Annotated in this window: 18 protein-coding genes; 5 read left to right on the top strand and 13 right to left on the bottom strand. The window is 67.2% G+C overall.

Going from position 1 to position 21901, the window contains the following annotated elements:
• Positions 1–66: 66 nt before the first annotated feature.
• The 3 genes from flhC to GO615_RS00080 form a co-directional block, all read right to left on the bottom strand.
• Complete coding sequence (flhC, locus tag GO615_RS00090; RefSeq protein ID WP_169125019.1) at positions 67–669, bottom strand: flagellar transcriptional regulator FlhC; 603 nt, start codon at positions 667–669, stop codon at positions 67–69.
• A gap of 112 nt (positions 670–781) precedes the next feature.
• On the bottom strand, positions 782–1096 hold the full coding sequence (gene flhD, locus GO615_RS00085) for a flagellar transcriptional regulator FlhD (protein WP_076603648.1): 315 nt from the start codon (positions 1094–1096) through the stop codon (positions 782–784).
• 176 nt (positions 1097–1272) lie between these two features.
• Positions 1273–3309, bottom strand: coding sequence for a GGDEF domain-containing response regulator (locus GO615_RS00080; RefSeq protein WP_169125018.1), 2037 nt, complete (start codon positions 3307–3309; stop codon positions 1273–1275).
• A 190-nt stretch (positions 3310–3499) separates the two neighbouring features.
• Here GO615_RS00080 and GO615_RS00075 point away from each other — a divergent pair, with 190 nt between their 5' ends.
• Positions 3500–4051: an NUDIX hydrolase gene (locus GO615_RS00075; protein WP_169125017.1), complete on the top strand. Its 552-nt coding sequence runs from the start codon at positions 3500–3502 to the stop codon at positions 4049–4051.
• 10 nt (positions 4052–4061) lie between these two features.
• Positions 4062–5354 (top strand): guanine deaminase, encoded by a 1293-nt coding sequence (gene guaD / locus GO615_RS00070; RefSeq protein ID WP_169125016.1) that lies wholly within the window; start codon positions 4062–4064, stop codon positions 5352–5354.
• 268 nt (positions 5355–5622) lie between these two features.
• Here guaD and GO615_RS00065 read toward each other — a convergent pair whose 3' ends face one another.
• From GO615_RS00065 to GO615_RS00040, 6 genes are all read right to left on the bottom strand, one after another.
• Complete coding sequence (locus tag GO615_RS00065) at positions 5623–7623, bottom strand: acetoacetate--CoA ligase (RefSeq protein ID WP_169125015.1); 2001 nt, start codon at positions 7621–7623, stop codon at positions 5623–5625.
• A gap of 19 nt (positions 7624–7642) precedes the next feature.
• A complete protein-coding gene (locus tag GO615_RS00060) occupies positions 7643–8317 on the bottom strand; it encodes a glutathione S-transferase family protein (protein WP_169125014.1) in 675 nt (224 codons plus the stop codon).
• Positions 8318–8332: 15 nt separating this feature from the next.
• On the bottom strand, positions 8333–10021 hold the full coding sequence (locus GO615_RS00055; RefSeq protein WP_169125013.1) for an AMP-binding protein: 1689 nt from the start codon (positions 10019–10021) through the stop codon (positions 8333–8335).
• Between the two features lie 191 nt (positions 10022–10212).
• Positions 10213–12219, bottom strand: coding sequence for an acetyl/propionyl/methylcrotonyl-CoA carboxylase subunit alpha (locus GO615_RS00050; protein ID WP_169125012.1), 2007 nt, complete (start codon positions 12217–12219; stop codon positions 10213–10215).
• 13 nt (positions 12220–12232) lie between these two features.
• On the bottom strand, positions 12233–13840 hold the full coding sequence (locus tag GO615_RS00045) for a carboxyl transferase domain-containing protein (protein ID WP_169125011.1): 1608 nt from the start codon (positions 13838–13840) through the stop codon (positions 12233–12235).
• On the bottom strand, positions 13840–15012 hold the full coding sequence (locus GO615_RS00040) for an isovaleryl-CoA dehydrogenase (protein WP_169125010.1): 1173 nt from the start codon (positions 15010–15012) through the stop codon (positions 13840–13842). The genes GO615_RS00045 and GO615_RS00040 overlap by 1 nt, the downstream gene beginning before the upstream one ends.
• 164 nt (positions 15013–15176) lie before the next feature.
• Here GO615_RS00040 and GO615_RS00035 point away from each other — a divergent pair, with 164 nt between their 5' ends.
• On the top strand, positions 15177–16259 hold the full coding sequence (locus tag GO615_RS00035; protein WP_169125009.1) for an AraC family transcriptional regulator: 1083 nt from the start codon (positions 15177–15179) through the stop codon (positions 16257–16259).
• A 127-nt stretch (positions 16260–16386) separates the two neighbouring features.
• Here the strand turns inward: GO615_RS00035 and GO615_RS00030 are convergent, their stop codons facing one another.
• Positions 16387–17721 carry a DUF3422 family protein gene (locus GO615_RS00030; RefSeq protein WP_169125008.1) on the bottom strand — a complete coding sequence of 445 codons (1335 nt, stop codon included), beginning with the start codon at positions 17719–17721 and terminating at the stop codon, positions 16387–16389.
• Between the two features lie 83 nt (positions 17722–17804).
• The gene (locus GO615_RS00025) at positions 17805–17993 is read right to left on the bottom strand and encodes a hypothetical protein (RefSeq protein WP_169125007.1); all 189 of its coding nucleotides are present in this window, start codon (positions 17991–17993) and stop codon (positions 17805–17807) included.
• A gap of 201 nt (positions 17994–18194) precedes the next feature.
• Between GO615_RS00025 and gcvA the strand changes: the two genes are divergently transcribed.
• Positions 18195–19121, top strand: coding sequence for a transcriptional regulator GcvA (gcvA, locus tag GO615_RS00020; RefSeq protein ID WP_169125006.1), 927 nt, complete (start codon positions 18195–18197; stop codon positions 19119–19121).
• A gap of 119 nt (positions 19122–19240) precedes the next feature.
• Here gcvA and ocd read toward each other — a convergent pair whose 3' ends face one another.
• Positions 19241–20317, bottom strand: a complete 1077-nt coding sequence (gene ocd / locus GO615_RS00015; protein ID WP_169125005.1) for an ornithine cyclodeaminase — start codon at positions 20315–20317, stop codon at positions 19241–19243.
• Positions 20318–20453: 136 nt separating this feature from the next.
• Here ocd and GO615_RS00010 point away from each other — a divergent pair, with 136 nt between their 5' ends.
• A complete protein-coding gene (locus GO615_RS00010) occupies positions 20454–20885 on the top strand; it encodes an Lrp/AsnC family transcriptional regulator (RefSeq protein ID WP_169125004.1) in 432 nt (143 codons plus the stop codon).
• 76 nt (positions 20886–20961) lie between these two features.
• On the opposite strand, the gene GO615_RS00005 is transcribed toward GO615_RS00010, so the two are convergent.
• Complete coding sequence (locus tag GO615_RS00005; RefSeq protein WP_169125003.1) at positions 20962–21570, bottom strand: HutD/Ves family protein; 609 nt, start codon at positions 21568–21570, stop codon at positions 20962–20964.
• Between the last annotated feature and the right edge of the window lie 331 nt (positions 21571–21901).

The raw sequence follows: 21901 nt of genomic DNA, 5'->3' as shown, positions 1-21901 counted from the left end.
TTGAACCCGGAAATGAAAAGGCCGCCGGCATGTGCGGCGGCCCCTTGCGCGAACGGACGCCGCCGTTCAGTCGGCGGTGGCGAGCGCCTTGGTCTTGGCGACGCGGCGCGTGGCCGTGGCGCGCTTGGTGCCGGTGGCCCGGGCGGCCTCGGCGGCACGCTTGGTCTTGCCGGCGCGCGAGGGCATGTTGCACAGGCCGCACACGAATTCGTGCGTCGGGTCGTAGGCGTGGGCGACGAAGTGGCCGCCGCAGCTGGTGCACGAGGCCATCTGCAGGAGGTCGGCATCGAAGAAGCGCACCAGCGTCCAGGCGCGGGTGAGGCTCAGCGCCGGCTCGATCACTTCAGCCTCGATGTGGTCGAGGTAGAGGTGATAGGCCTTCAGGATCGCGTCCAGCCCCTTGAGGCCGGTGTTGTCCTGGAAGAAGCGGAAGAAATTCATGAACAGCGAGGCATGCACGTTGGGCTGCCAGGTCATGAACCAGTCGGTGGAAAACGGCAGCATGCCCTTCGGAGGCGACATGCCGCGGATTTCCTTGTAGATCTTGAGCAGACGCTCGCGACTGAGCTTGGTTTCGGCTTCCAGCATCTGCATGCGGGCACCGAGGCGGACCATTTCGGCTGCGCGCTGGATGTCCTCAGCCTCTTCGATGATGCTCTTGTTCTTCATCGTGTTCTCCTTGCCGCCCCACCCGGGGGCGCTCCGCCGCGGATCCTGCAGTGGCAGGCGGCATCCCCTGCCGCCCTTGCGCCCTGCACGTCCCGCAGCGCCGTGTCGGCGCCTATCCCGCCAACCGCTTCACCGGCTTGCCCGCGGCGAGGATCGCCGCATGCAGACTGGAACTCGTCTCGTCGCGCCCCTTGCCCGCGAGCAGCCCGGCAAGCAGCGCGTCGTCGAAGCGGAACAGCAGCATCTGGCTGCTGGCCATCTTGACGAGCTTCGCGCTCGAAAGCCCCTCGACGAGATCGGCGACGTCCTTGTCGATACCCAGGCGGAACATCGCGGTCTCCCGGTCGCTGCGCAGCATCTGCTGGGCCAGCATCAGGTACGCGAGGTTCAGTTCCTTGATTTCCGCCTGAAAATCAGGACGTTTCATTTCCGCTCCCTTTCAGGGACAAGCGCCATAAAGTTAAAGTGAATTGTGAGCAATTGCAAGAAAATAGCCCTATTGGCATGTTGCAGATAAGCCACAGGTGATATCCACAATACGCCCAATCGATTGTATTGAAAGGGAAATATGGAAGGAGCGCAGCGCTTTCGGAGATCCGGGGTTCAGTCGGCAGCGGCGTCGACGCCGCCCGCATCGCCGGTCTTCTGGACCGTCGCGACACGGTTGCGCCCCTTCTGTTTGGCAAGATAGGCGCCGAGGTCGGCCTGCTTCATCAGCGCATCGACGTCGGGCATCCAGTGTTCGCGCATTGCGACGCCGATGCTGGCGCTGATCGCCACGCGCGCATCGCCGGCCTGCAGCGACAGCTTGTCGAGCGCGTTGCGCAGGCGCTCGGCGCAGCTCAGGGCATGCGGCAGATCGGTTTCCGGGCAGATTGCAAGGAACTCGTCGCCGCCCGTGCGGCAGACGACGTCCTGGCCCCGCAGTGCGCCCCTCAGCGCGTCGGCCGCGCTGCGCAGGACTTCGTCGCCGACGTCGTGGCCGTGGGTGTCGTTGATCTGCTTGAAGTTGTCGAGATCGATGATCATGCACGACAAGGGGCGCCCCCAGCGCTGTGCGGCGGACCATTCCTGCTGGATGCGGTCGATGGCGTAACGGCGGTTGGGGAAGCCCGTCAGTGCATCGGTGAGGGCCGCCTCGTGCAGGCGGCGGTTGGTGACCGCCAGCTGCGACGCGAAATGGCGGATTTCCTCGTGCTCGCGCTCGACTTCCTGCTGCAGGCGCACGACACGCTGGCCGGCCCTGAGGCGCGCGGCGAGCACGCGCGGACGCAAGGGCTTGGCGATGAAGTCGTCGGCCCCGGCCTCGAAGGCGGCGACCAGGTGTTCGTCGTCATCGCTGCGGGTGAGCAGGATCATGTAGATCGCCTGGCCGATGCGTGTCTGGCGCAGCGCCCGGACGAGGTCCGGGCCGTCGAGTTCGGGCAGCTTCCAGTCGAGGATCATGATCTGGGGTTGCAACTCGAGGGCGAGCTCCATGCCCTCGCGGCCATCACCCGCCTCATGCACTTCGTAGTGCACCTGCTCGAGCACGGCGCGCAATCCCGCGCGGGTGCGCGGCTCGTCGTCGACGATCAGCGCGCGTTGGGGATGCGCGCCCCCTTCGCCCGACGCGGCCTCTGCCTGACTGGGCGTCACCGGCAACTGTACCGGGTTGCGCGGGCGCACCGCCGGAGCGGCGCGCGCTCCTGCCGCCGCAGCGCTTCCCGGACCGGCCTCGACCTGCTCGAACAGTTCGGCGAAGCGCGGGGCGCGCGGCTGCTGCAGCTGGAGCATGCCGCCCCATTCAACCCACAGGGAGCTGATGCGTTCGCAGTCGGCGACGATGCACTCGCGCTCGATCCCCAGGCGCGGAGCGTCGGCGAAGAGCCTGGCCGCAAGCATGGTCCGCGCAGCCTTGTCGTCGGAAACGCAGATTTCCGCCACACCCCGCGCCGCGGCGAGAACCTGGAGGATCCTTCGCGACCGTGATCCCTCGGCCAGATGGGTTCCTTCCGGATCGCGGGCCTGTGCGACGGCATCGATGAAGATCCGCGGCAGGCCCCAGTCCTCGAGCATCGCGCCGGTCAGCTCGCATTGGTCCATCGCGAACCGTTCCTGCTCCAGTTCGAGCAGCGATGCGGCGCCGGGCTTGCTTGCCGCCTCGAGCACCGCAGCGTAATCGGCGGGATAGAGCGTCGCGAGCGCGAGCTCGCCGACGCTGCCGAGCAGGCCGACGGCGAAGAGCTCATCGGCCGGGGCGGCGCGGGTGCGTTCGGCAAAGACCTGGGCGGCAAGCGCGCGGGCGAGCGAGCTGCTCCAGAAGCGGTTGTAGTCGAACGCCTGGCAGGCTCCGCGCCGGTAATGCGACAGCAGCGAGAAGCCGAGCACCATGGTGCGCACGGCAGGCAGGCCGAGGACCATGAGCGCCTCGTGCACCGAGGCGACCGGGCGCCGGTTCAAGGCGACGAGGCCGTTGGCCGCCTTGATGAGCCGGCCGACGAAGGCCGGGTCGGCACCGATCACCCGCGCGAGTTCGGCGGTGGACACGTCCTGCTGGCGCGTCAGGCGGATCACCGCGAGCGCGGTTCCCTTCGGCGAGGGGAGATCGCCGGATGCGCGGATCTGTTCGAAGCGGGTCGAATCCAACGGGGGGGACATCGGTGGCGGTATGCGGGAGGCTGGATTGTCGCCGCGGCGCAGCCTCGCTGCGGACGGCGTTCGGGTCGGGCGAACTGTACCGTGCCGGACAGGCGGCTGTCACGAAGGACGATAGGCGAGACATCGCCGGGAGGCTTCGCAGGCGGGTTAGGGGCTAGAATTTGTCCGAACGAACAGGTCGGCGAACACGATGAAATATTGCTCAGATTGCGGCGCAAGCGTCACGCTGCGCATCCCTCCCGGAGACACCCTGCCGCGCCACGTGTGTGCGAGCTGCGGGACGATCCATTACCAGAATCCGAAGATCGTCGTCGGCGCGATTCCCGAGTGGGGCGAGCGCATCCTGCTGTGTCGCCGTGCGATCGAGCCGCGCCATGGCTTCTGGACGCTCCCGGCCGGGTTCATGGAGAACGCCGAGAGCACGGCAGAGGCCGCAGCGCGCGAGACGCTCGAGGAGGCGTGCGCGCGCATCGAGGTCGGCGACCTATTCACGCTGATCAGCGTGCCGCACATCAACCAGGTGCATATCGTGTATCGCGCAACCCTGCTGGACCTCGACTTCGGGCCGGGCGAGGAGTCGCTGGAGGTGGCACTGTTCGAGGAGAAGGACATCCCCTGGGACGACATCGCCTTCCGCACGATCGCGCTGACGCTGCGCCACTATTTCGAGGACCGGCGCCGCGGCAGCTTCGGCACGCACAACGCGAGCATCGCGCTGCCGCCGGCGGCAACTGTTCCCTGAGGAGAGGCCCATGCGAGCGGTCCGCGGCGAGATCCTGCACTTCACCAGCGATCCGGCTGTTGGGGGTACGGAGGCGCTGCGGCATTTCGCGGACGGCTTGCTGATCGTGCGCGAGGGGCTGGTCGCGGAAGCCGGGCCGGCGGATGCGCTCCTCGCGAAGCTGCCCGCAGACGCCCGCGTCGAGGACCGGCGCGGACGGATGATCGTGCCGGGATTCATCGACACGCACATCCACTTCGCCCAGACGGACATCATCGCCAGCCCGGGCGGGCAGCTGCTCGAATGGCTCGAACGCTACACCTGGCCGGTCGAGCAGGCCTTCGCCGACCCCGCCCATGCCGCCACCGTGGCGGAATTCTTTTGCGACGAGCTGCTGCGGAACGGCACGACAAGCGCAGCGGTGTTCCCGACGGTGCACCGCGCCTCCGTCGACGCGCTGTTCGAGGCCGCCCTGCGGCGGCGCATGCGCATCATCTCGGGCAAGGTGCTGATGGATCGCAACTGCCCCAAATTCCTGTGTGAAAGCTGCGAGGGCGGCTACGTCGCATCGAAGGAGCTGATCGAGCGCTGGCACGGGCGCGGGCGACTGCTGTATGCGGTGACGCCCCGTTTCGCGGCGACCTCGACGCCGCAGCAGATGCGGCTCGCGGGCCGGCTGTTCGCCGAGCATCCGGGCGTCTATCTGCAGTCGCATCTTGCGGAGAATCGCGCGGAGGTCGCGTGGATCCATGAGCTGTATCCGGAAGCGCGCAGTTATCTGGACGTCTATGAGCGCTTCGGGCAACTCGGGCCGCGCAGCGTGTTCGCGCACTGCGTGTGGCTGGACGATGCGGACCGCGCGCGCATGGCGGCGACCGGGGCGGCGATCAGTTTCTGCCCGACCTCGAACCTGTTCCTGGGGTCGGGGCTGTTCGACCTCGCCAAGGCGGACGCCGCGGGACTGCGGGTGGGCATCGGCACCGATGTGGGCGCCGGGACGAGCTTCTCGATGCTGCAGACGCTGGGCGAGGCGTACAAGGTGCTGCAGCTGAACGGGCAGTCGCTGTCGCCGGAACGGGCCTTCTATCTGGCGACCTTGGGCGGGGCGCGCAGCCTGTATCTCGACGATCGGATCGGAAGTTTCGCGCCAGGGTGCGAGGGGGATTTCGTCGTGCTGGATCCGGCGGCAACGCCCCTGCTCGCGCGGCGCAGCGCGGCGTGCACGACGCTCGCGGAGCGGCTCTTCGTGTTGATGATGCTGGGCGACGACCGGGCTGTAGCCGAGACCTGGGTGATGGGCGAGCCGGCTTGGCGCCGGCCGTGAAGCGCGGCTCCCGGGCAAACGGGGCATATGGTGGAAGCCCTCGCGGGCGATGGGTGGCTCGCGCGGCCGAATGCGCTCCGCATGCCGGCCCCTGCCTGCAGTGGGAGCGGCTTCAGCCGCGAATGGGCGCCGATTCGCGGCTGAAGCCGCTCCCACTCACCAGATCCCACTCACCAGATCCCACTCACCAGATCCCACTCACCAGATCCCACTCACCAGATCCCACTCATCCGCCCCCGCGCTCCGCGGCCGTGGGGCGGCGTACTCGTCAGCCTGCGAGCTCCGGGCGGTTGTCGAACTGGGCGAGCGCTTCCGGGTTCGCCAGCGCCTCGATGTTCTTCACCGCGCGGTGATGCACGACGTTGCGTACCGCGAGCTCGACCAACTTGCCGCTCTTGGTGCGCGGCACGTCGTTGACCTGGACGATCTTCGCGGGCACGTGGCGCGGCGTGGCGTTGTCGCGGATTGCCTGCTTGATCCGCGCGACGAGTGGGTCATCGAGCACGAGGCCTTCGCGCAGGCGCACGAAGAGCACGACGCGCACGTCGGTCGGGTCCTGCGGCGGCCAGTCCTGGCCGATCACGATGGATTCGAGGATCTCGGGCAGCTTCTCGACTTGGCGGTAGATCTCGGCAGTGCCAATACGCACGCCACCAGGGTTGAGCGTCGCGTCCGAGCGGCCGTGGATAACGAGCCCCCCGTGCGCGGTGACCTCGCAGAAGTCACCGTGGCACCACACGTTGTCGAAGCGCTCGAAGTAGGCCGCGCGGTATTTCGCGCCGTCGGGGTCGTTCCAGAAGCCGATCGGCATCGAGGGAAAGGGTTTCGTGCACACCAGTTCGCCCTTCTCGCCGGCCATCGGGCGGCCCTCGTCGTCCCATACCTCGACCGCCATGCCGAGGCCGCGACACTGGATCTCGCCGCGCCACACCGGCAGGGTCGGGCTGCCGAGGACGAAGCAGGAGACGATGTCGGTGCCGCCGGAGATCGACGCGAGCTGCACGTCGCGCTTGATCGAATCGTAGACGAAGTCGAAGCCCTGCGGCGCGAGCGGGCTGCCGGTGGACAGCACGACGCGCAGCGCAGAGAGGTCGTACGATTCGGCCGGGCGCAGCGCGCTCTTGCCGAGGGTCTCGATGTACTTCGCGGAGGTGCCGAAGTGGGTGATGCGCTCCTGCTCGGCGTAGTCCCACAGGACCGCGCCCTCGGTTCCGTTAACTGCCACGAAGGGATTGCCGTCGTAGAGCATCAGCGTCGCACCGGCGGCGAGGCCGGACACGAGCCAGTTCCACATCATCCAGCCGCAGGTGGTGAAGTAGAACAGGCGGTCGCCTTCGCGCACGTCGGCGTGCAGCTTGTGTTCCTTGAGGTGCTGCAGCAGCGTGCCGCCCGCGCCGTGCACGATGCACTTGGGCACACCGGTGGTGCCGGACGAGTACATCACGTAGAGCGGGTGGTTGAACGGCAGGCGCTCGTATTGCGGTTCGGTTGCCTCCGCGTGCGGCGCGAGGAAGTCGGCGTAGGTCACGGCACCCGGCACGGCCGAGAGGTCGGGCACCGCCTCACCTGCGAGGTAGGGCACGACGACCACCCGATGCGCGGACGGCAGCTGGCGCACGATGTCGCCGAGCTTGCCGAGGACGTCGATGGGCTTGCCGTTGTACCAGTAGCCGTCGCAGGCAATCAGCACCTTGGGCTCGGTCTGGCCGAAGCGGTCGAGCACGCCCTGCACGCCGAAGTCGGGCGAAGCGGACGTGAAGGTGGCGCCGAGGCTCGCCGTCGCGAGCATCGCGACCAGCGTTTCGGGCAGATTCGGCATGTAGGCCGCGACGCGGTCATGCGGGCGCACGCCGGCTTCGCGCAGTGCGGCGGCGAAGCGCGCGACTTCGGCGCTGAGCTCCGCACGGGTCATCGTGCGCTTGACCTTGTCTTCGCCCCAGAACACCAGCGCCTTTTCGTTGCTGCTATCGCGCAGCAGGTTCTCGGCGAAGTTCAAACGTGCATCCGGAAACCATTGCGCCCCCGGCATGCGCGAGCCGTCGATCAGCTCACGCGCGCCGCGCTCGCCGATCACGCCGCCGAAATCCCAGATTTCACGCCAGAAATCGGTCGAATGACGCACCGACCAGTCGTGCAAGGCGTCGTAGTCGGCAAGCTGCAGGCCCGAGGCGCTGCGGATGCGCTGGGTGAAGGCGGCCATGCCGGTCGCCGCGATCTGTTCGGGTCGCGGGGTCCACAGGGGGCGAGCGTCGAAATCCTTGTTCGTCATTTCTTGTGTGTCTCCTCGTTCAGAACGGGCCGGTGGCAAAGGCGACCGAGTGCGGCGGCACGCCCTGCTCCACCGCGGCGCGCTGTTGCGCCGCAAGCGCCCGCTGATAACCTTCACGTTGCTGCAGACGCTGCCAGTAGGCGAGCACCGCCGGCTTGAAGCGCTCCCTGAGCCCGATGTCGTCGGCGAGCATCAGCGCGTAGCCGACCGACACGTCGGCGGCCGTGAAACGCCCGGCGCAGATGAAGTCCTGCTTTTCCAGCAGCGGTTCGAGGGTACGCAGGCGCGACAGGAACCAGCGCGCGTAGTCCTCGGCGACCTGGGGCTGGCGCCGCTCGGCCGGCTCGAAGCGCGAATAGCGCAGGACCAGCGTCTGCGGGAAGGTCAGCGTCGCCTCGCCGAAGTGCAGGAAGTTGAGGTAGGCGCCGAAATCGGGCTCATCGGTCTCGACATTGAGCGTGCGGGGCGAGTGCCGGGCGGCAAGGTAGTGGCAGATCGCCGCGGACTCGGTCATGCGCGTCGCGCCGTCGTGGAACGCGGGGATCGTGCCGAGGGGATTGATCTCCAGGTACTGCGGCGCGTCGAGGCGCGGCGGGAACGGCAGCACTTTCAGCGCGTAGGGCAGACCGAGCTCCTCAAGCATCCACAGCGGCCGGAACGAGCGCGCGTTGACGCAGTGGTACAGGGTGATCATGTGCCCTCCCCGCACTCAGGCGGTCTTCGCTTCGGCCAGCCCCAGTTCACGCTTCATCTGCTCGCGGATCTGGAATTTCTGGATCTTGCCGGTAACCGTCATCGGGAAGCTGTCGACGAAGCGGATGTAGCGCGGCACCTTGTAGTGGGCGATCTGGCCCTGGCAGAAGTCGCGCACCTCAGCTTCGGTGAGCGTCTGGCCTTCGCGCACGATGACCCACGCGCACAGTTCCTCGCCGTATTTCTGGTCGGGGACGCCGACGACCTGCACGTCGAGGATCTTCGGGTGGCGGTAGAGGAATTCCTCGATCTCGCGCGGGTAGAGGTTCTCGCCGCCGCGGATGACCATGTCCTTGATGCGGCCGACGATGTTGCAGAAGCCTTCGTCGTCGATCGTCGCCAGGTCGCCGGTGTGCATCCAGCCGCCGGCGTCGATCGCTTCGCGCGTCTTGGCCTCGTCTTCCCAGTAGCCGAGCATCACCGAGTAGCCGCGCGTGCACAGTTCGCCCGGCGTCCCGCGCGGGACGATGCGGCCTTCGTTGTCGACGATCTTCACTTCGAGGTGCGGCTGGATACGGCCGACGGTGGAGACGCGGCGGTCGAGCGGATCGTCGGTGCCACTCTGGAAGCTGACCGGCGAGGTCTCGGTCATGCCGTAGGCGATGGTGACTTCGCGCATGTTCATCTTGTCGATGACGCGCTTCATCACTTCGATCGGGCACGGGCTGCCGGCCATGATGCCGGTGCGCAGGCGGGAGAGGTCGAATTCGGCGAAGCGCGGATGGTCGAGCATCGCGATGAACATCGTCGGCACGCCGTAGTTCGCGGTGCAGCGCTCCTCGGCGAGCGTTTCAAGGGTCGCGAGCGGCTCGAAGGACTCGGCCGGGTAGATCATCGTCGCGCCGTGCGTGAGGCAGCCGAGGTTGCCCATCACCATGCCGAAGCAGTGGTAGAGCGGCACCGGGATGCACACGCGGTCGCCTTCGACGAGGCGGATCGCTTCGCCGACGAAGAAGCCGTTGTTGAGGATGTTGTGGTGCGACAGGGTCGCGCCCTTGGGCTGGCCGGTGGTGCCGGAGGTGAACTGGATGTTGATCGGGTCGTCGAACTGGAGCTCGTCGCCGAGGGTTTCGAGGGCGTCGAGTTCGTCGCCGGAGGGGGCGTGCAGCAGGTCGTCGAAATTGAGCATGCCGTGGGTCCTGTCGGCGCCCATGCGGATGACGATTTCGAGCGTCGGTAGCTTCGCCGATTTCAGCTGGCCGGCTTCGGACTGCGCGAGTTCGGGCGCGAGGTCGCCGAGCATTTCGAGGTAGTTGCTGGTCTTGAAGGCGGGCGACAGGATCAGCGCGCGGCAGCCGACCTTGTTCAGCGCGTATTCGAGTTCGGCGCGGCGGTAGGCGGGGTTGATGTTGACCAGCACGAGGCCGGCCTTCGCGGTCGCGAACTGGGTCAGCGCCCATTCGGTGTTGTTCTGCGACCAGATGCCGACGCGCTCGCCGCGCTTGAGGCCGAGGCGCATCAGGCTGCACGCGAGCGCATCGACGCGCTGCTTGAGCGCGGCGTAGGTGAGGCGCACGTTCTGATGGTGCACGACAAGGGCTTCCCGCGCGGCGTGGCGCGCGCAGGCCTCGTCGAAGAAGCAGCCGATGGTCTGGCCGATGAGGCGCTTTTCGGACGCGCCGTGGACGTAGCTCGACTGGGTCATGTGTCTCTCTCCAATGTCCCCGGTTTCGGATGTTTTTTGAGGCGATCTGTACGGCGGGAGGAGCGAAGCGCATCCCGCCACGCGGCGATCGCGATGGCGCAACGACTGGATTGGCGGGATACGCCTTCGGCTCCTCCCGCCCTACGATGATGCGAGCGGGCGGGAAAGCGGGACGCGCATCCCGCCGCTCCTCACTTCTTCGCCGGCTCGAACTCGACGAGTTCAGCGCCGTCGCCCACCTGGTCGCCGACCGCGAAGCGGAAGGCCTTGAGCAGGCCCGACGCCGGCGCGGTGATGGTGTGCTCCATCTTCATCGCCTCGAGGATCAGCAACGGCGCCCCCTTCTCGACCGTGGCGCCGGCCTCGGCGAGCAGCGCGATGACCTTGCCCGGCATCGGCGCGAGCAGCCCGCCTTCGGCGCCGCCGCCCTCGCCCGCGTGGTGCAGCGGATCGACGTTGGCAAGCTGCCAGGTGCGACCGTGCAGGAAGACGTGCCGCTTCTCGCCTGCGACGATTACCGTCGCATCCATGCGCATCCCGTCGAACTCGACGCGCATGTGTCCACGCTCGTCCAGTCGCCCGCGGGCTTCGGCGGTTCGGCCATCCACGGTCAGCGTGTAACGATTACGCCCGCGGTAGGCGACGGTCACCGCCTTCTGCGTCTCGCCGAAGCGGAAGAGCAGCTCACGGCTTGCGGTTGCGTTGAGCCGCCAACCGTCGCGCGCATGCCAGGGCGATCCGGGATCGTTGCCGCGCTCGGCCTCCTCCTCGGCCCAGGCAGTTTCGCGCCGCAGTTCGCCGAGCGCAGCGACGAAATACACTTCGGCGGGCGGCTGCTCGCCCTCCGGGAAGAGGTAGGCCTTTTCGCGTTCGATGAGGCCGGTGTCGAGATCGGCGTTCGAGAAGGCCGGGCAATTCGTCAGACGCGACAGGAACTCGATGTTGTTCGCCACACCCACCACGCGGTAGTCGGCGAGCGCCTGCAGCATGCGCGCGAGCGCCTGGTCGCGGCTCTCGTCCCACACGATCAGCTTGGCAATCATCGGGTCGTAGAAGGGACTGATCTCGTCGCCCTCCTCGACGCCAGTGTCGACGCGCACATGCAGGCCTTCGGCCGGCGGCGCGAGGTGCAGCAGCTTCCCGGTCGAGGGCAGGAAGCCCTTCGCGGGATCTTCGGCGTAGATGCGCGCTTCGAGCGCGTGGCCGCGGATCTGGAGCTGTTCCTGCGCGAGCGGCAGCGGTTCGCCCGAGGCGACGCGCAGTTGCCATTCGACGAGGTCGAGGCCGGTGATCATCTCGGTGACCGGATGCTCGACCTGCAGCCGCGTGTTCATCTCCATGAAGTAGAACGAGCCGTCCTGGTTCGCGATGAACTCGACGGTGCCGGCGCCGACATAGCCGACGGCCTTCGCGGCCTCGACCGCGGCCTTGCCCATCGCGGCGCGGCGCTCGGGCGTCATGCCGGGCGCGGGCGCTTCTTCCAGCACCTTCTGGTGGCGGCGCTGCACCGAGCAATCGCGTTCGAAGAGGTACACGCAGTTGCCGTGCGTGTCGCCGAAGACCTGGATCTCGATGTGGCGCGGGCGGGTGATGTATTTCTCGACCAGCACGTGCTCGTCGCCGAAGGACGACGCCGCTTCGCGCTTGCAGGAGGCGAGCGACGCGATGAAGTCGTCGGACTTCTCGACCAGGCGCATGCCCTTGCCGCCGCCGCCGGCCGCGGCCTTGATCAGCACGGGGTAGCCAATCTGATCGGCCTGCTGGTGGAGGTAATCCGGCTCCTGGTTGTCGCCGTGGTAGCCGGGCGTCAGCGGCACGCGCGCCGCTTCCATCAGTTTCTTCGCCTCGGACTTCGAGCCCATCGCACGGATTGCCGACACCGGAGGTCCGATGAAGACGATGCCTTCGCGCTCGCAGGCGTCGCAGAAGTCCTCGTTCTCGGACAGGAAGCCGTAGCCGGGGTGGATCGCCTGCGCGCCGGTCTGCTTGGCGGCGGCGATGATGCGGTCTATGACGAGATAGCTTTCCTTGACGGCCGCCGGGCCGATCAGCACGGCCTCGTCGGCGAGGCGCACATGGCGGGCGTTGGCGTCGGCTTCGGAATAGACGGCGACGGTCTTGATGCCCATGCGGCGGGCGGTCTTGATCACCCGACACGCGATCTCGCCTCTATTGGCGATCAGGATCTTTTCGAACATTCTTGTCTCCCCCTTACATCCGGAACAGGCCGAACTTCGTCTGCGGGATCGGCGCGTTGAGCGTCGCGGACAGCGACAGGCCCAGCACGCGGCGGCTCTGCGCCGGGTCGATCACGCCGTCGTCCCACAGGCGCGCGGTGGCGTAGTAGGGGTGGCCCTGCACTTCGTACTGTTCGCGGATCGGCGCCTTGAACGCCTCCTCGTCTTCCTTGCTCCACGTGCCGCCCTTGGCTTCGATGCCGTCGCGGCGCACGGTCGACAGCACGCTCGCGGCCTGCTCGCCGCCCATCACCGAGACGCGCGCGTTGGGCCACATCCACAGGAACCGCGGCGAGTACGCGCGGCCGCACATGCCGTAGTTACCGGCGCCGAAGGAGCCGCCCATGATCATCGTGAGCTTGGGCACCTGGGCGGTCGCGACGGCCGTCACCATCTTCGCGCCGTCCTTGGCGATGCCGCCGTTCTCATACTTGCGCCCGACCATGAAGCCGGTGATGTTCTGCAGGAACAGCAGCGGGATGCCGCGCTGCGCGCACAGCTCGACGAAGTGCGCGCCCTTCTGCGCCGATTCGCCGAACAGGATGCCGTTGTTCGCGACGATGCCGACCGGGTAGCCGTAGAGCTGGGCGAAGCCGGTGACGAGCGTCGTGCCGTAGCGCGACTTGAACTCGTCGAAACGCGAGCCGTCGACGATGCGGGCGATGACTTCGCGCACGTCGTAGGGTTTGCGCGGGTCGGCGGGGATGATGCCGTAGATCTCCTCGGGGTCGTACAGCGGCTCCTCGCCGGCGCCGACCTTCAGCGACACCGGCTTCTGGCGATTGAGGTTCGATACGATGCGGCGCGCGATGTAGAGCGCGTGCGCGTCGTTCTCGGCGAGGTGGTCGGCGACGCCGGAGATGCGCGTGTGCACGTCGCCGCCGCCGAGGTCCTCGGCGCTGACGACTTCGCCGGTCGCGGCTTTCACCAGCGGGGGGCCGCCGAGGAAGATCGTGCCCTGGTTCTTGACGATCACCGCCTCGTCGCTCATCGCCGGCACGTACGCGCCGCCAGCGGTGCAGGAGCCCATCACGACCGCGATCTGCGGGATGCCCTGCGCGCTCATGTTGGCCTGGTTGAAGAAGATGCGGCCGAAGTGATCGCGGTCGGGAAAGACTTCGTCCTGCGTCGGCAGGTTGGCGCCGCCCGAGTCGACGAGATAGACACAGGGCAGGTTGTTCATCTGCGCGATTTCCTGCGCGCGCAGGTGCTTCTTCACCGTCATCGGGAAGTAGCTGCCGCCCTTCACCGTCGCGTCGTTGGCGACGATCATGCACTCGACGCCCTTCACGCGGCCGATGCCGGCGATCACGCCGGCCGACGGCGCGTCGCCGTCATACATGCCGTACGCGGCCATCTGGCCCACTTCGAGGAAGGGCGTACCCGGGTCAAGCAGATGATTGACGCGGTCACGCGGCAGCAGCTTGCCGCGCGCCGTGTGCTTCTGCCGCGCCGACTCGCCGCCGCCGAGGGCGACTTCCGCTGCCTTGTCGCGCAGGTCGCTGACGAGCTTGCGCATCGCCTCGGCGTTGCCCGCGAAGTCCGGGCTGCGCGTGTTGATGGAGGACTTGATGACGCTCATCACATCGTCTCCGCGAAGAGTTCGCGACCGATCAGCATGCGGCGAATCTCGCTCGTGCCGGCGCCGATCTCATAGAGTTTCGCGTCGCGCCACAGGCGGCCGGTCGCGTATTCGTTGGTGTAGCCGACGCCGCCCAGGGTCTGGATCGACTCGCCCGCCATCCAGGTCGCCTTCTCGGCCGAGTACAGGATCGCGCCCGCGGCATCCTTGCGCAGCGTGCGGGCGTGGTCCGCGCGGTCGCAGGCCTGGCCGACGGCATACACATAGGCGCGCGTCGCGCTCCACACCGAGTACATGTCGGCGATCTTGCCCTGCATCAGCTGGAATTCGCCGATCGACTGGCCGAACTGCTTGCGCTCGTGCAGGTAGGGCACGACGACGTCCATGCACGCCGCCATGATGCCGAGCGGGCCGCCGCACAACACGGTGCGCTCGTAGTCGAGGCCGCTCATCAGCACCTTCACGCCGCCGCCGACCTGGCCCAGCACGTTCTCTTCCGGCACTTCGACGTCGTCGAAGAACAGCGGAAAGGTGTTCGAGCCGCGCATGCCAAGCTTGTCGAGATGGGTGCCGTGGCTGAAGCCCTTCATGCCCTTTTCGATGATGAAGGCGGTGATGCCCTTCGGGCCGGCGTTGGTGTCGGTCTTGGCGTAGACGACCAGCGTGTCGGCGTCGCCGCCATTGGTGATCCACATCTTCGAGCCGTTCAGCACGTAACGGTCGCCCTTCTTGTCGGCGCGCAGCTTCATGCTGACGACGTCCGAACCCGCGTTCGGCTCGCTCATCGCCAGCGCGCCGACGTGCTCGCCCGAGATCAGCTTGGGCAGGTACTTGTCCTTCTGCGCGGCGTTGCCGTTGCGGCGGATCTGGTTCACGCACAGGTTCGAGTGCGCGCCGTAGGACAGACCCACCGACGCGGACGCGCGCGAGATCTCTTCCATCGCGATGATGTGCGCGAGGTAGCCCATGTCGGTGCCGCCGAACTCCTCCTCGACGGTCATCCCCAGCAGGCCCATGTCGCCGAACTTCTTCCACAGGTCGGCAGGGAATTCGTTCTCGCGGTCGATCTCGGCGGCGCGCGGGGCGATCTCGGCCTCGGCGAACTGGCGCACCGCGTCGCGCAGCGCCTCGATGGTTTCGCCGTGGTGGAAGTTCAGGCTGGGAATGTTCATGGGGGTCTCCTCGTTCCTTTGATCGCGTTGGTATCCGGGACGTGTACCGATGAAGCTTAGACGCGCATCGGCAAAACGTCGTGACCGCGTAAGAGTAGGTCGCCGGGCGACGCATCGGGCGCCAAGATGGTTGCAAATCCTGCCAAGGCACTTATGATGCGCCGATGGCAACCGTAATCCCTTCCGTCGGCGACCCCACACGCGGCCCAGCAGCGACGCCTGTCGCCTTCATCCGCGCGATCGTCGCGGCCTACCGCCGCTACGGGATCAATCCTGCCAACGCCTTGCGCGAGGCGCAGATTCCGCCGGCCGCGCTCGAAAACCCCGCCGCACGCGTCACTGCCGGGCAGATGGAGATCATGTCGGCGGTGGCGATGCAGGAGCTCGACGACGAGGCGCTGGGCTGGTTCTCGCGCCGCCTGCCATGGGGTAGCTACGGCATGCTGTGCCGCGCTTCGCTGACCTCGCCGGACCTCGGCGTCGCGCTCAAGCGCTGGTGCCGCCACCACCGCCTGCTCACCGACGACATCCTGCTGCACCTCGGCGAGGACCGCGACGTCGCGCGCATCCGCCTCGAAGTGCGGCGCTACCTCGGCGACATGCACGAGTTCTGCATCGTCACGCTGCTGCGCTACCTGCTGGGCTACGCCTGCTGGGCAATCGACTCGCGCATCCCGCTGCACGCGGCGCGCTTCCCCTTTCCCGCGCCGCCGCACAAGGGCGTCTATCCGCTGCTGTTCCAGGGGCCGGTGCATTTCGATGCGGAGCAGGCCGAAATCAGCTTCGACGCGCAGTACCTGCGGCTGCCCCTACGGCGTGACGAGACGGCGCTGCAGCAGATGCTGCGCCGCGCCCTGCCGCTCACGGTGCTGCAATACCGTCGCGACCGCCTGCTGGTGCAGCGCGTGCGCCACCTGCTGCGCGAACGGCTCGACGAGGGCGCGACCGCCGAGACGCTGGCCGAGCGCCTGCACCTGTCGCCGCGCACGCTGCACCGCCAGCTCGACGAGGAAGGCGCGTCCCTTCAGCAGTTGAAGGACGAGGCACGGCGCGAGCGGGCGATCGAGCTGCTGCGACGGACCAACCGCACCGTGAAGCAGATCGCGTTGTCTGTCGGGTTCCGCAACGAGAAGAGTTTTGCCCGGGCCTTCCGGCAGTGGACCGGGGAGCCGCCCAGTGCGTTTCGGGAGCGGTCCGTCGCAATGGCGCCGGGTTCCCCCCGAACACATGACGAAGCACGAAGCTAGAGCGGGAGGAGCCAAAGGCGTATCCCGCGATGCGGTGGTCGGGTGGCTCTCTGCGCTTCGAATGGCGGGATGTGCTGCGCTCCTCCCGCCCTGCGATATAGACCGACATCCCTCCCCGGCGTCGATGCTATCTCACCGCAGCGGCCCGCTGCTCACCGAGTCGGTGCAACTTCCCATGCAGCCGCCGCGTGCCGAACCACGTCGCCGCGCACACCAGCGGTAGCGCCAGACCGATCGCCTGATCCACCGGCACCTCCACGCCCCAGCCCTTCAGCGCCTTCAGCGCATAGGCCGCGAGCCCGATGCCGTAATAGGAAATTGCGACCACCGACAAGCCTTCCACCGCCTGCTGCAGCTTCAGCTGCAGGCGCGCGCTGCGGCTCAGGCTCTCCAGGACGCTTTGGTTCTGCCGCTCCTGCGCAAGATTGACGCGCGTGCGCAGCATGTCGTTGGCGCGACTCACCTTGTGCGCGAGCGCGTCCTGGCGCTCGGCCACCGAAACGCAGGTGTCCATTGCCGGCGCAAGACGCCGCTCCATGAACTCGCCTATCGTCGGCACACCCTCGATCCGCTGTTCGCGCAATTCGCCGATGCGCGCCTGCACGATGCGGTAGTAGGCCTGGGCAGCGCTGAAGCGGTAACCGGTGGCATGCGACATCGCGCGCATGCGCGCGTCCAGGCGCGAGATCTCGCGCAGCAGCTGCTCGGCGTCGCCGTCGATCTCGAGTTCGCACAGCCGGGTGCCGACATCGCTCAGATCCTCCTCGATGCGATCGAGGCGCAAGATGCCCTCGCGCGCGAGCGGCAGCGCGAGCAGCGCCATCATCAGGTAGGTCTCGATCTCGCAGATGCGCTGCACGAGCCGGCCCATCTGTGCCTCGCGCAGGCCAGTGTCGCGCACCAGATAGCGCGAGAAGCCGTCGGGGCCGACCTGGAAGTCAGTCCAAATCTCGCCGCCCGAGAGCACGCGGCTGCCGACCCGCGGCGGCATCGGGAACAGCGCGTGCAGCCGTTCGTCGGCGAGGTCCAGCGGCTCGCCCTGCTCTGCGTGGATGTGTGAGGCGACGACGACCGAGGCGCCGAGCGATTCGAGCCAGTCCATCGGCACGTGGCGCATCGCAGTCTGTGCGAAGTCCGCGCCGCCGCGCCCGGGCTCGACGAAAGTGTAGGTGGCGAATTCGGTGTGCCGCTCCCACTTGATGCGGAAGTGGCCGAAGTCGTGAAAGAAATGCTGCGCGCCGGCCTTCGGTCCGGAGACGCCGAAGCGTGCGCACAGGGCCTGCAGCGTGCGTTCGTGCCAATCGCCACTCAGGCCGCCCTCGCCGCCCCCGTTGCCGTCCTCGCAATGGATCGCGAGGTGCGACACGCGCGCCGGCGCGGCGATGACCATGAAGGGCCGGGAGTGGATCTCGCTCGCGAGCGCGAGGCGCTGCGGGTGATTCAGACTGCGGGGAAGATTCATCGCGGAATGCCGCGGCGGGCGCGCTGTGCGTGGTCCCGCGCAGAGCCCAAGGGACCGATAAGCTCCGCGCGCCCGCCTGCCGGTCAGTTGTAGCCGAGCACGACCACCGCGGCGAGGTCGCGGCGCTCCACCTCGACCTGGGTGTCGTAGTCCTCGCAGCGCGGATCGACGCGGCGCTTCAGGCGGCTCGCGAGCTCGCTGCCGACCTTCGCACCGGCCTTGCCGGCGATCAATCCGAATTCCTTGATGGATGCCTGTTGCTGGGGAATCATTTCTTGCTGTCTCCAATTAGAGCGTATTGAAAAGAAGGAAAACAATCGGCTTTCCCGGAGCGATGCTCCGCCTTCCCTGCACGCACGCTGGCGTCGTTTGTCGTTATTGGGGTGCCGACTGGCCGAGGCGAATTCTTGTTCAAGCGCCGGGCGGGCTCAAACGAAATAAACTACGAAGATCGTGACTCGGAGGAAGTATTCATGCGCCGGCGCATTCCCAGCATCGAGGCGCTCGTTGCATTCGAGGCGGCCGCGCGCCACCTGAGTTTCACGCGCGCCGCCGACGCGCTGTCGCTCACGCAGAGCGCCGTGTGCAAGCAGATCGCCTCGCTGGAGGATTACCTCGGCGTGCCGCTGTTCAACCGCATCAAGAAGCGCATTTCGCTGACCGAGGCCGGCGCGATCTACGCGAAGCGCGTCGCAGAGGATCTCGATCGTCTCGAGCGACATACGGTCTCGCTGATGTCGCACCGCGGCGAGCGCAATGTGCTGGAACTGGCGGTGATCCCGACCTTCGGTTCGCGCTGGCTGATCCCGCGGCTCGCACAGTTCCACGCGGCGAATCCCGGGATCACGGTGAATCTGAGGACATACTCCGACCCCTTCGTGTTCACCGAAACGTCGTTCGACGCGGCGATCCATTTCGGCTCGCCGGCATGGGCGGGCGCAATCTCGCATCCGCTGTTCGGCGAGGAGATGGTGCCGGTGTGCAGCCCCCAGCTGCTGCGCGAGCAGCCCTGCCGCGAACCGCGCGACCTCGCGAGCCTGCCGCTGCTCCATCAGGTGAATCGCCACGCCGCGTGGCAACGCTGGTTCGAGGCGGCGGGCGTGAAGGACGTGGACGCGATGGGCGGTCCGCGCTTCGACCTGTTCTCGATGCTCGTGGAAGCCGCCTGCGCGGGACTGGGCGTGGCGCTCGTGCCGCGCTTCCTGGCACTCAGCGAACTGGAGTCGGGGCAGCTGGCCATTCCCTTCGACCTGCCGCTGCGCTCCGAGATGGGCTACCACCTCGTCTACCCCGACCCGCCGAGCACCAACCCGGCACTGAAGCGCTTTACCGAATGGCTGCTGGCCGAAGCCGCGGCCTACCGCGACGCCTCGAGGCCCGCCGCGGAGCGGGCGGCGTAGGGGCGGAGAAGCGTTCGCGCCGACGATGTTTCGTCGGCCGGGACCAGACCCGCACACGCCCGCAGCGGAGGCGGGCGCGGGATTGCCGGGCCCGCCGCAAACGGCGGACCCGGTACGGCTCAGGCCGCCTGCAACTCGCGCACCGCAGCACGCGGGGCGGCGCTCACCGGCACCGAACCGAACAGGTTCTTCGGGTCGGCGAGATCGGGGATCAGCGAGATCTCTTCGTCGACACCCAGCTCGATCGCGAGATCGCGCATGAAGCGCAGCGCCGAGAAATCCTCCAACGCGAAGCCGACCGAGTCGAACACCGTCACTTCGTCGGCCGCCTGACGGCCCGGCGCCTTGCCGGCGAGCACGCTCCACAGTTCCGTCACCGCGAAGTCGGCCGGCATCTGCTGCATGTCGCCCTCGACGCGCGACTGCGGCTCGAACTCGCAGAACACGCGCCCCATTCGCAGTACATCGGCGTGCAGCTCGGTCTTGCCCGGGCAGTCGCCGCCGACGCCGTTGATGTGCATGCCCGGCTCGATCATGTCGGGGGTCAGGATCGTCGCGTTGGTCTTGTCGGCCGTCACGGTGGTGACGATGTCGCAGCCCTTCACGGCTTCCCGCGTGCTGCTGAAGCGCTTGGCCGTGAGGCCCATGCGGTCGAGGTTGCGCATCAGCTTGTCGGTTGCCGCGGAATCCACGTCGTACAGGTGGAACTCGGTGATGCCCAGCAGGTGATGGAAGGCCAGCGCCTGAAACTCGCTCTGCGCGCCGTTTCCGATCAGTGCCATGCGCTTGCTGTCCGGACGGGCCAACGCACGGGCAGCCACCGCGGAAGTCGCGGCAGTGCGCAGTGCGGTGGTCAGCGTCAGCTCGCTGACCAGGGTCGGCGCGCCGGTATCGACGTCCGCGAGCACACCGAAGGCCATCACCGTGCTCAGGCCGAAGCGATGGTTCTTCGGGTGGCCATTCACGTACTTGAACGAGTACAGCGAGTCGTCCGAGATCGGCATCAGCTCGATCACGCCGTCGTCGGAATGATTGGCGACGCGGGCGGTCTTCTCGAAGTCGTTCCAGCGCAGAAAGTCCTGGCGGATGTACTCGGCCATGCCCGCGAGGCAGTGCGCGAAGCCTTTCCCGGCAACCAGTTCGGCGGCGCGCTCGGCGCTCAGGAAACGGGTGGGGATACGGTTGCTGGTTTTCATGGTCTCGCTCCTCGTTGTGTCTTGCGATTCAGTGAGGACATGATCGACGAGTTCCGCGTCAATAAAAATGACACCAACTGTGCTATTTTGATAAAAAGTTGATCAATTCGATAACCATTACTGACAGTTCGACAAAATGGACAGCCTGGACCAGCAACTGATCAGCCTCCTGCGCAACGACGCGCGGATGAGCGTCGCGCATCTCGCACACAAGTTGAAGGTGTCGCGCGGCACCGTCACGAACCGCATCACCAAGCTGGAGAACGACGGGATCATCGTCGGCTACACGGTGAAGCTGCGGCCCGACTCGCAGCCCAACGAGATCCGCGCGTGGATGAGCATCGTCGTCGCCGGCAACGAGACGCGTTCTGTGATCGCCAGCCTGCTCGGCGAGCCGGGCGTCGCGTCGCTGCACGACACCAACGGTCGCTGGGACCTGCTCGCGGAGCTGCGCGCGGAAAACCTCACCGAGCTGTCGAACGTGCTCGAACGCATCCGGCTGATCCGCAGCATCCAGCACACCGAGACCAGCATCCACCTCGCCAGCTACCGTGGCGAAAGCTCCTGACGGCGCAGCGCCGCTCAGAGCGAAGGCGGGAGGAAGAACGCGGCGCGGATGTCCGCGATCAGCCTCTGCACCGCCGTCATCGCGAGCACGCAGTCCGTGCGCTGCGCCATAACTCGACAACGAGCAACGAAGCGGCGCCGGAGGGTGCGAGCAGCACGGCGAGCGGCGCCGCGCCCTCGACCTGCAGCGCGTCGTCGGCCTCCAGTACACACGCCCCATGCCCCTCGGCGCGCACGATCAGACGACCCGAAGCGCAGTAGAGCAAGGCTACATCAGCGTCGAACTGCAGCTCACGGGCGGCATCGAGGCGCATGCGCGTCAGCCGATGCGTCCAGCGGCCGCGACGGCTCATCACGTTGAAGTCCGTCACCGGCCCCACCGGCAGTTCCGCCCGGGCCGCGGCGCCCCCGTCGAAGGCGAACACCGGCCCGTCCTGCGCGAGGGCTGTGCTACGCCTGCCCACGACGAGATCCATCCCCGCGCCGCCGAGTAGCGCCAGGCTGCGATCGACCCCGGGAAAGTTGGAGAACGGCCCCGCCACTTCGACGTGTGCGCTGCTGACGCGCCAGTCGAAGTCATCGAGCCCTGCGCCGGCAGGTGCGACAGCGATCTCCAGCGTCACGCCCCCACCGTTCTTCCACGGCATCCGGCGATACGCCTCGGCCGCCAATTTCACCATCCTCATGCCTCTCCCTGCGATCGGTTGGTCGATAGCGGCACTTTCAGCCGCCCGACTATCTGTATATACATTACATCCTGGAGCTCGGATCCGGCAAACATCCGCACGCACGAGCCGCCGCTCCGGCCAGCTCCCATCCGGAGCACGCGGCACTCAAGCCTGCTCCGTACCTGCAGAATTCGGGGAGACGAAGCCGACGCGCGCATCGGCCGGACGCGCCGGAATCGCGATCGCCCGATCGGAAAGAAATCCCTTGACGCCTCACCGCGGCGACTCTATTGTATATACAACACAACCGACACGGAGATACCGCGATGCCCGCCCCCCACCCCCGCCT

This window comes from Aromatoleum evansii, assembly GCF_012910805.1.
In the GTDB taxonomy this organism is placed as follows: Bacteria; Pseudomonadota; Gammaproteobacteria; order Burkholderiales; family Rhodocyclaceae; genus Aromatoleum; species Aromatoleum evansii.
The sequence above is the reverse complement of the archived record's forward strand: the minus strand, read 5'-3'. Positions and strand labels throughout refer to the sequence as shown.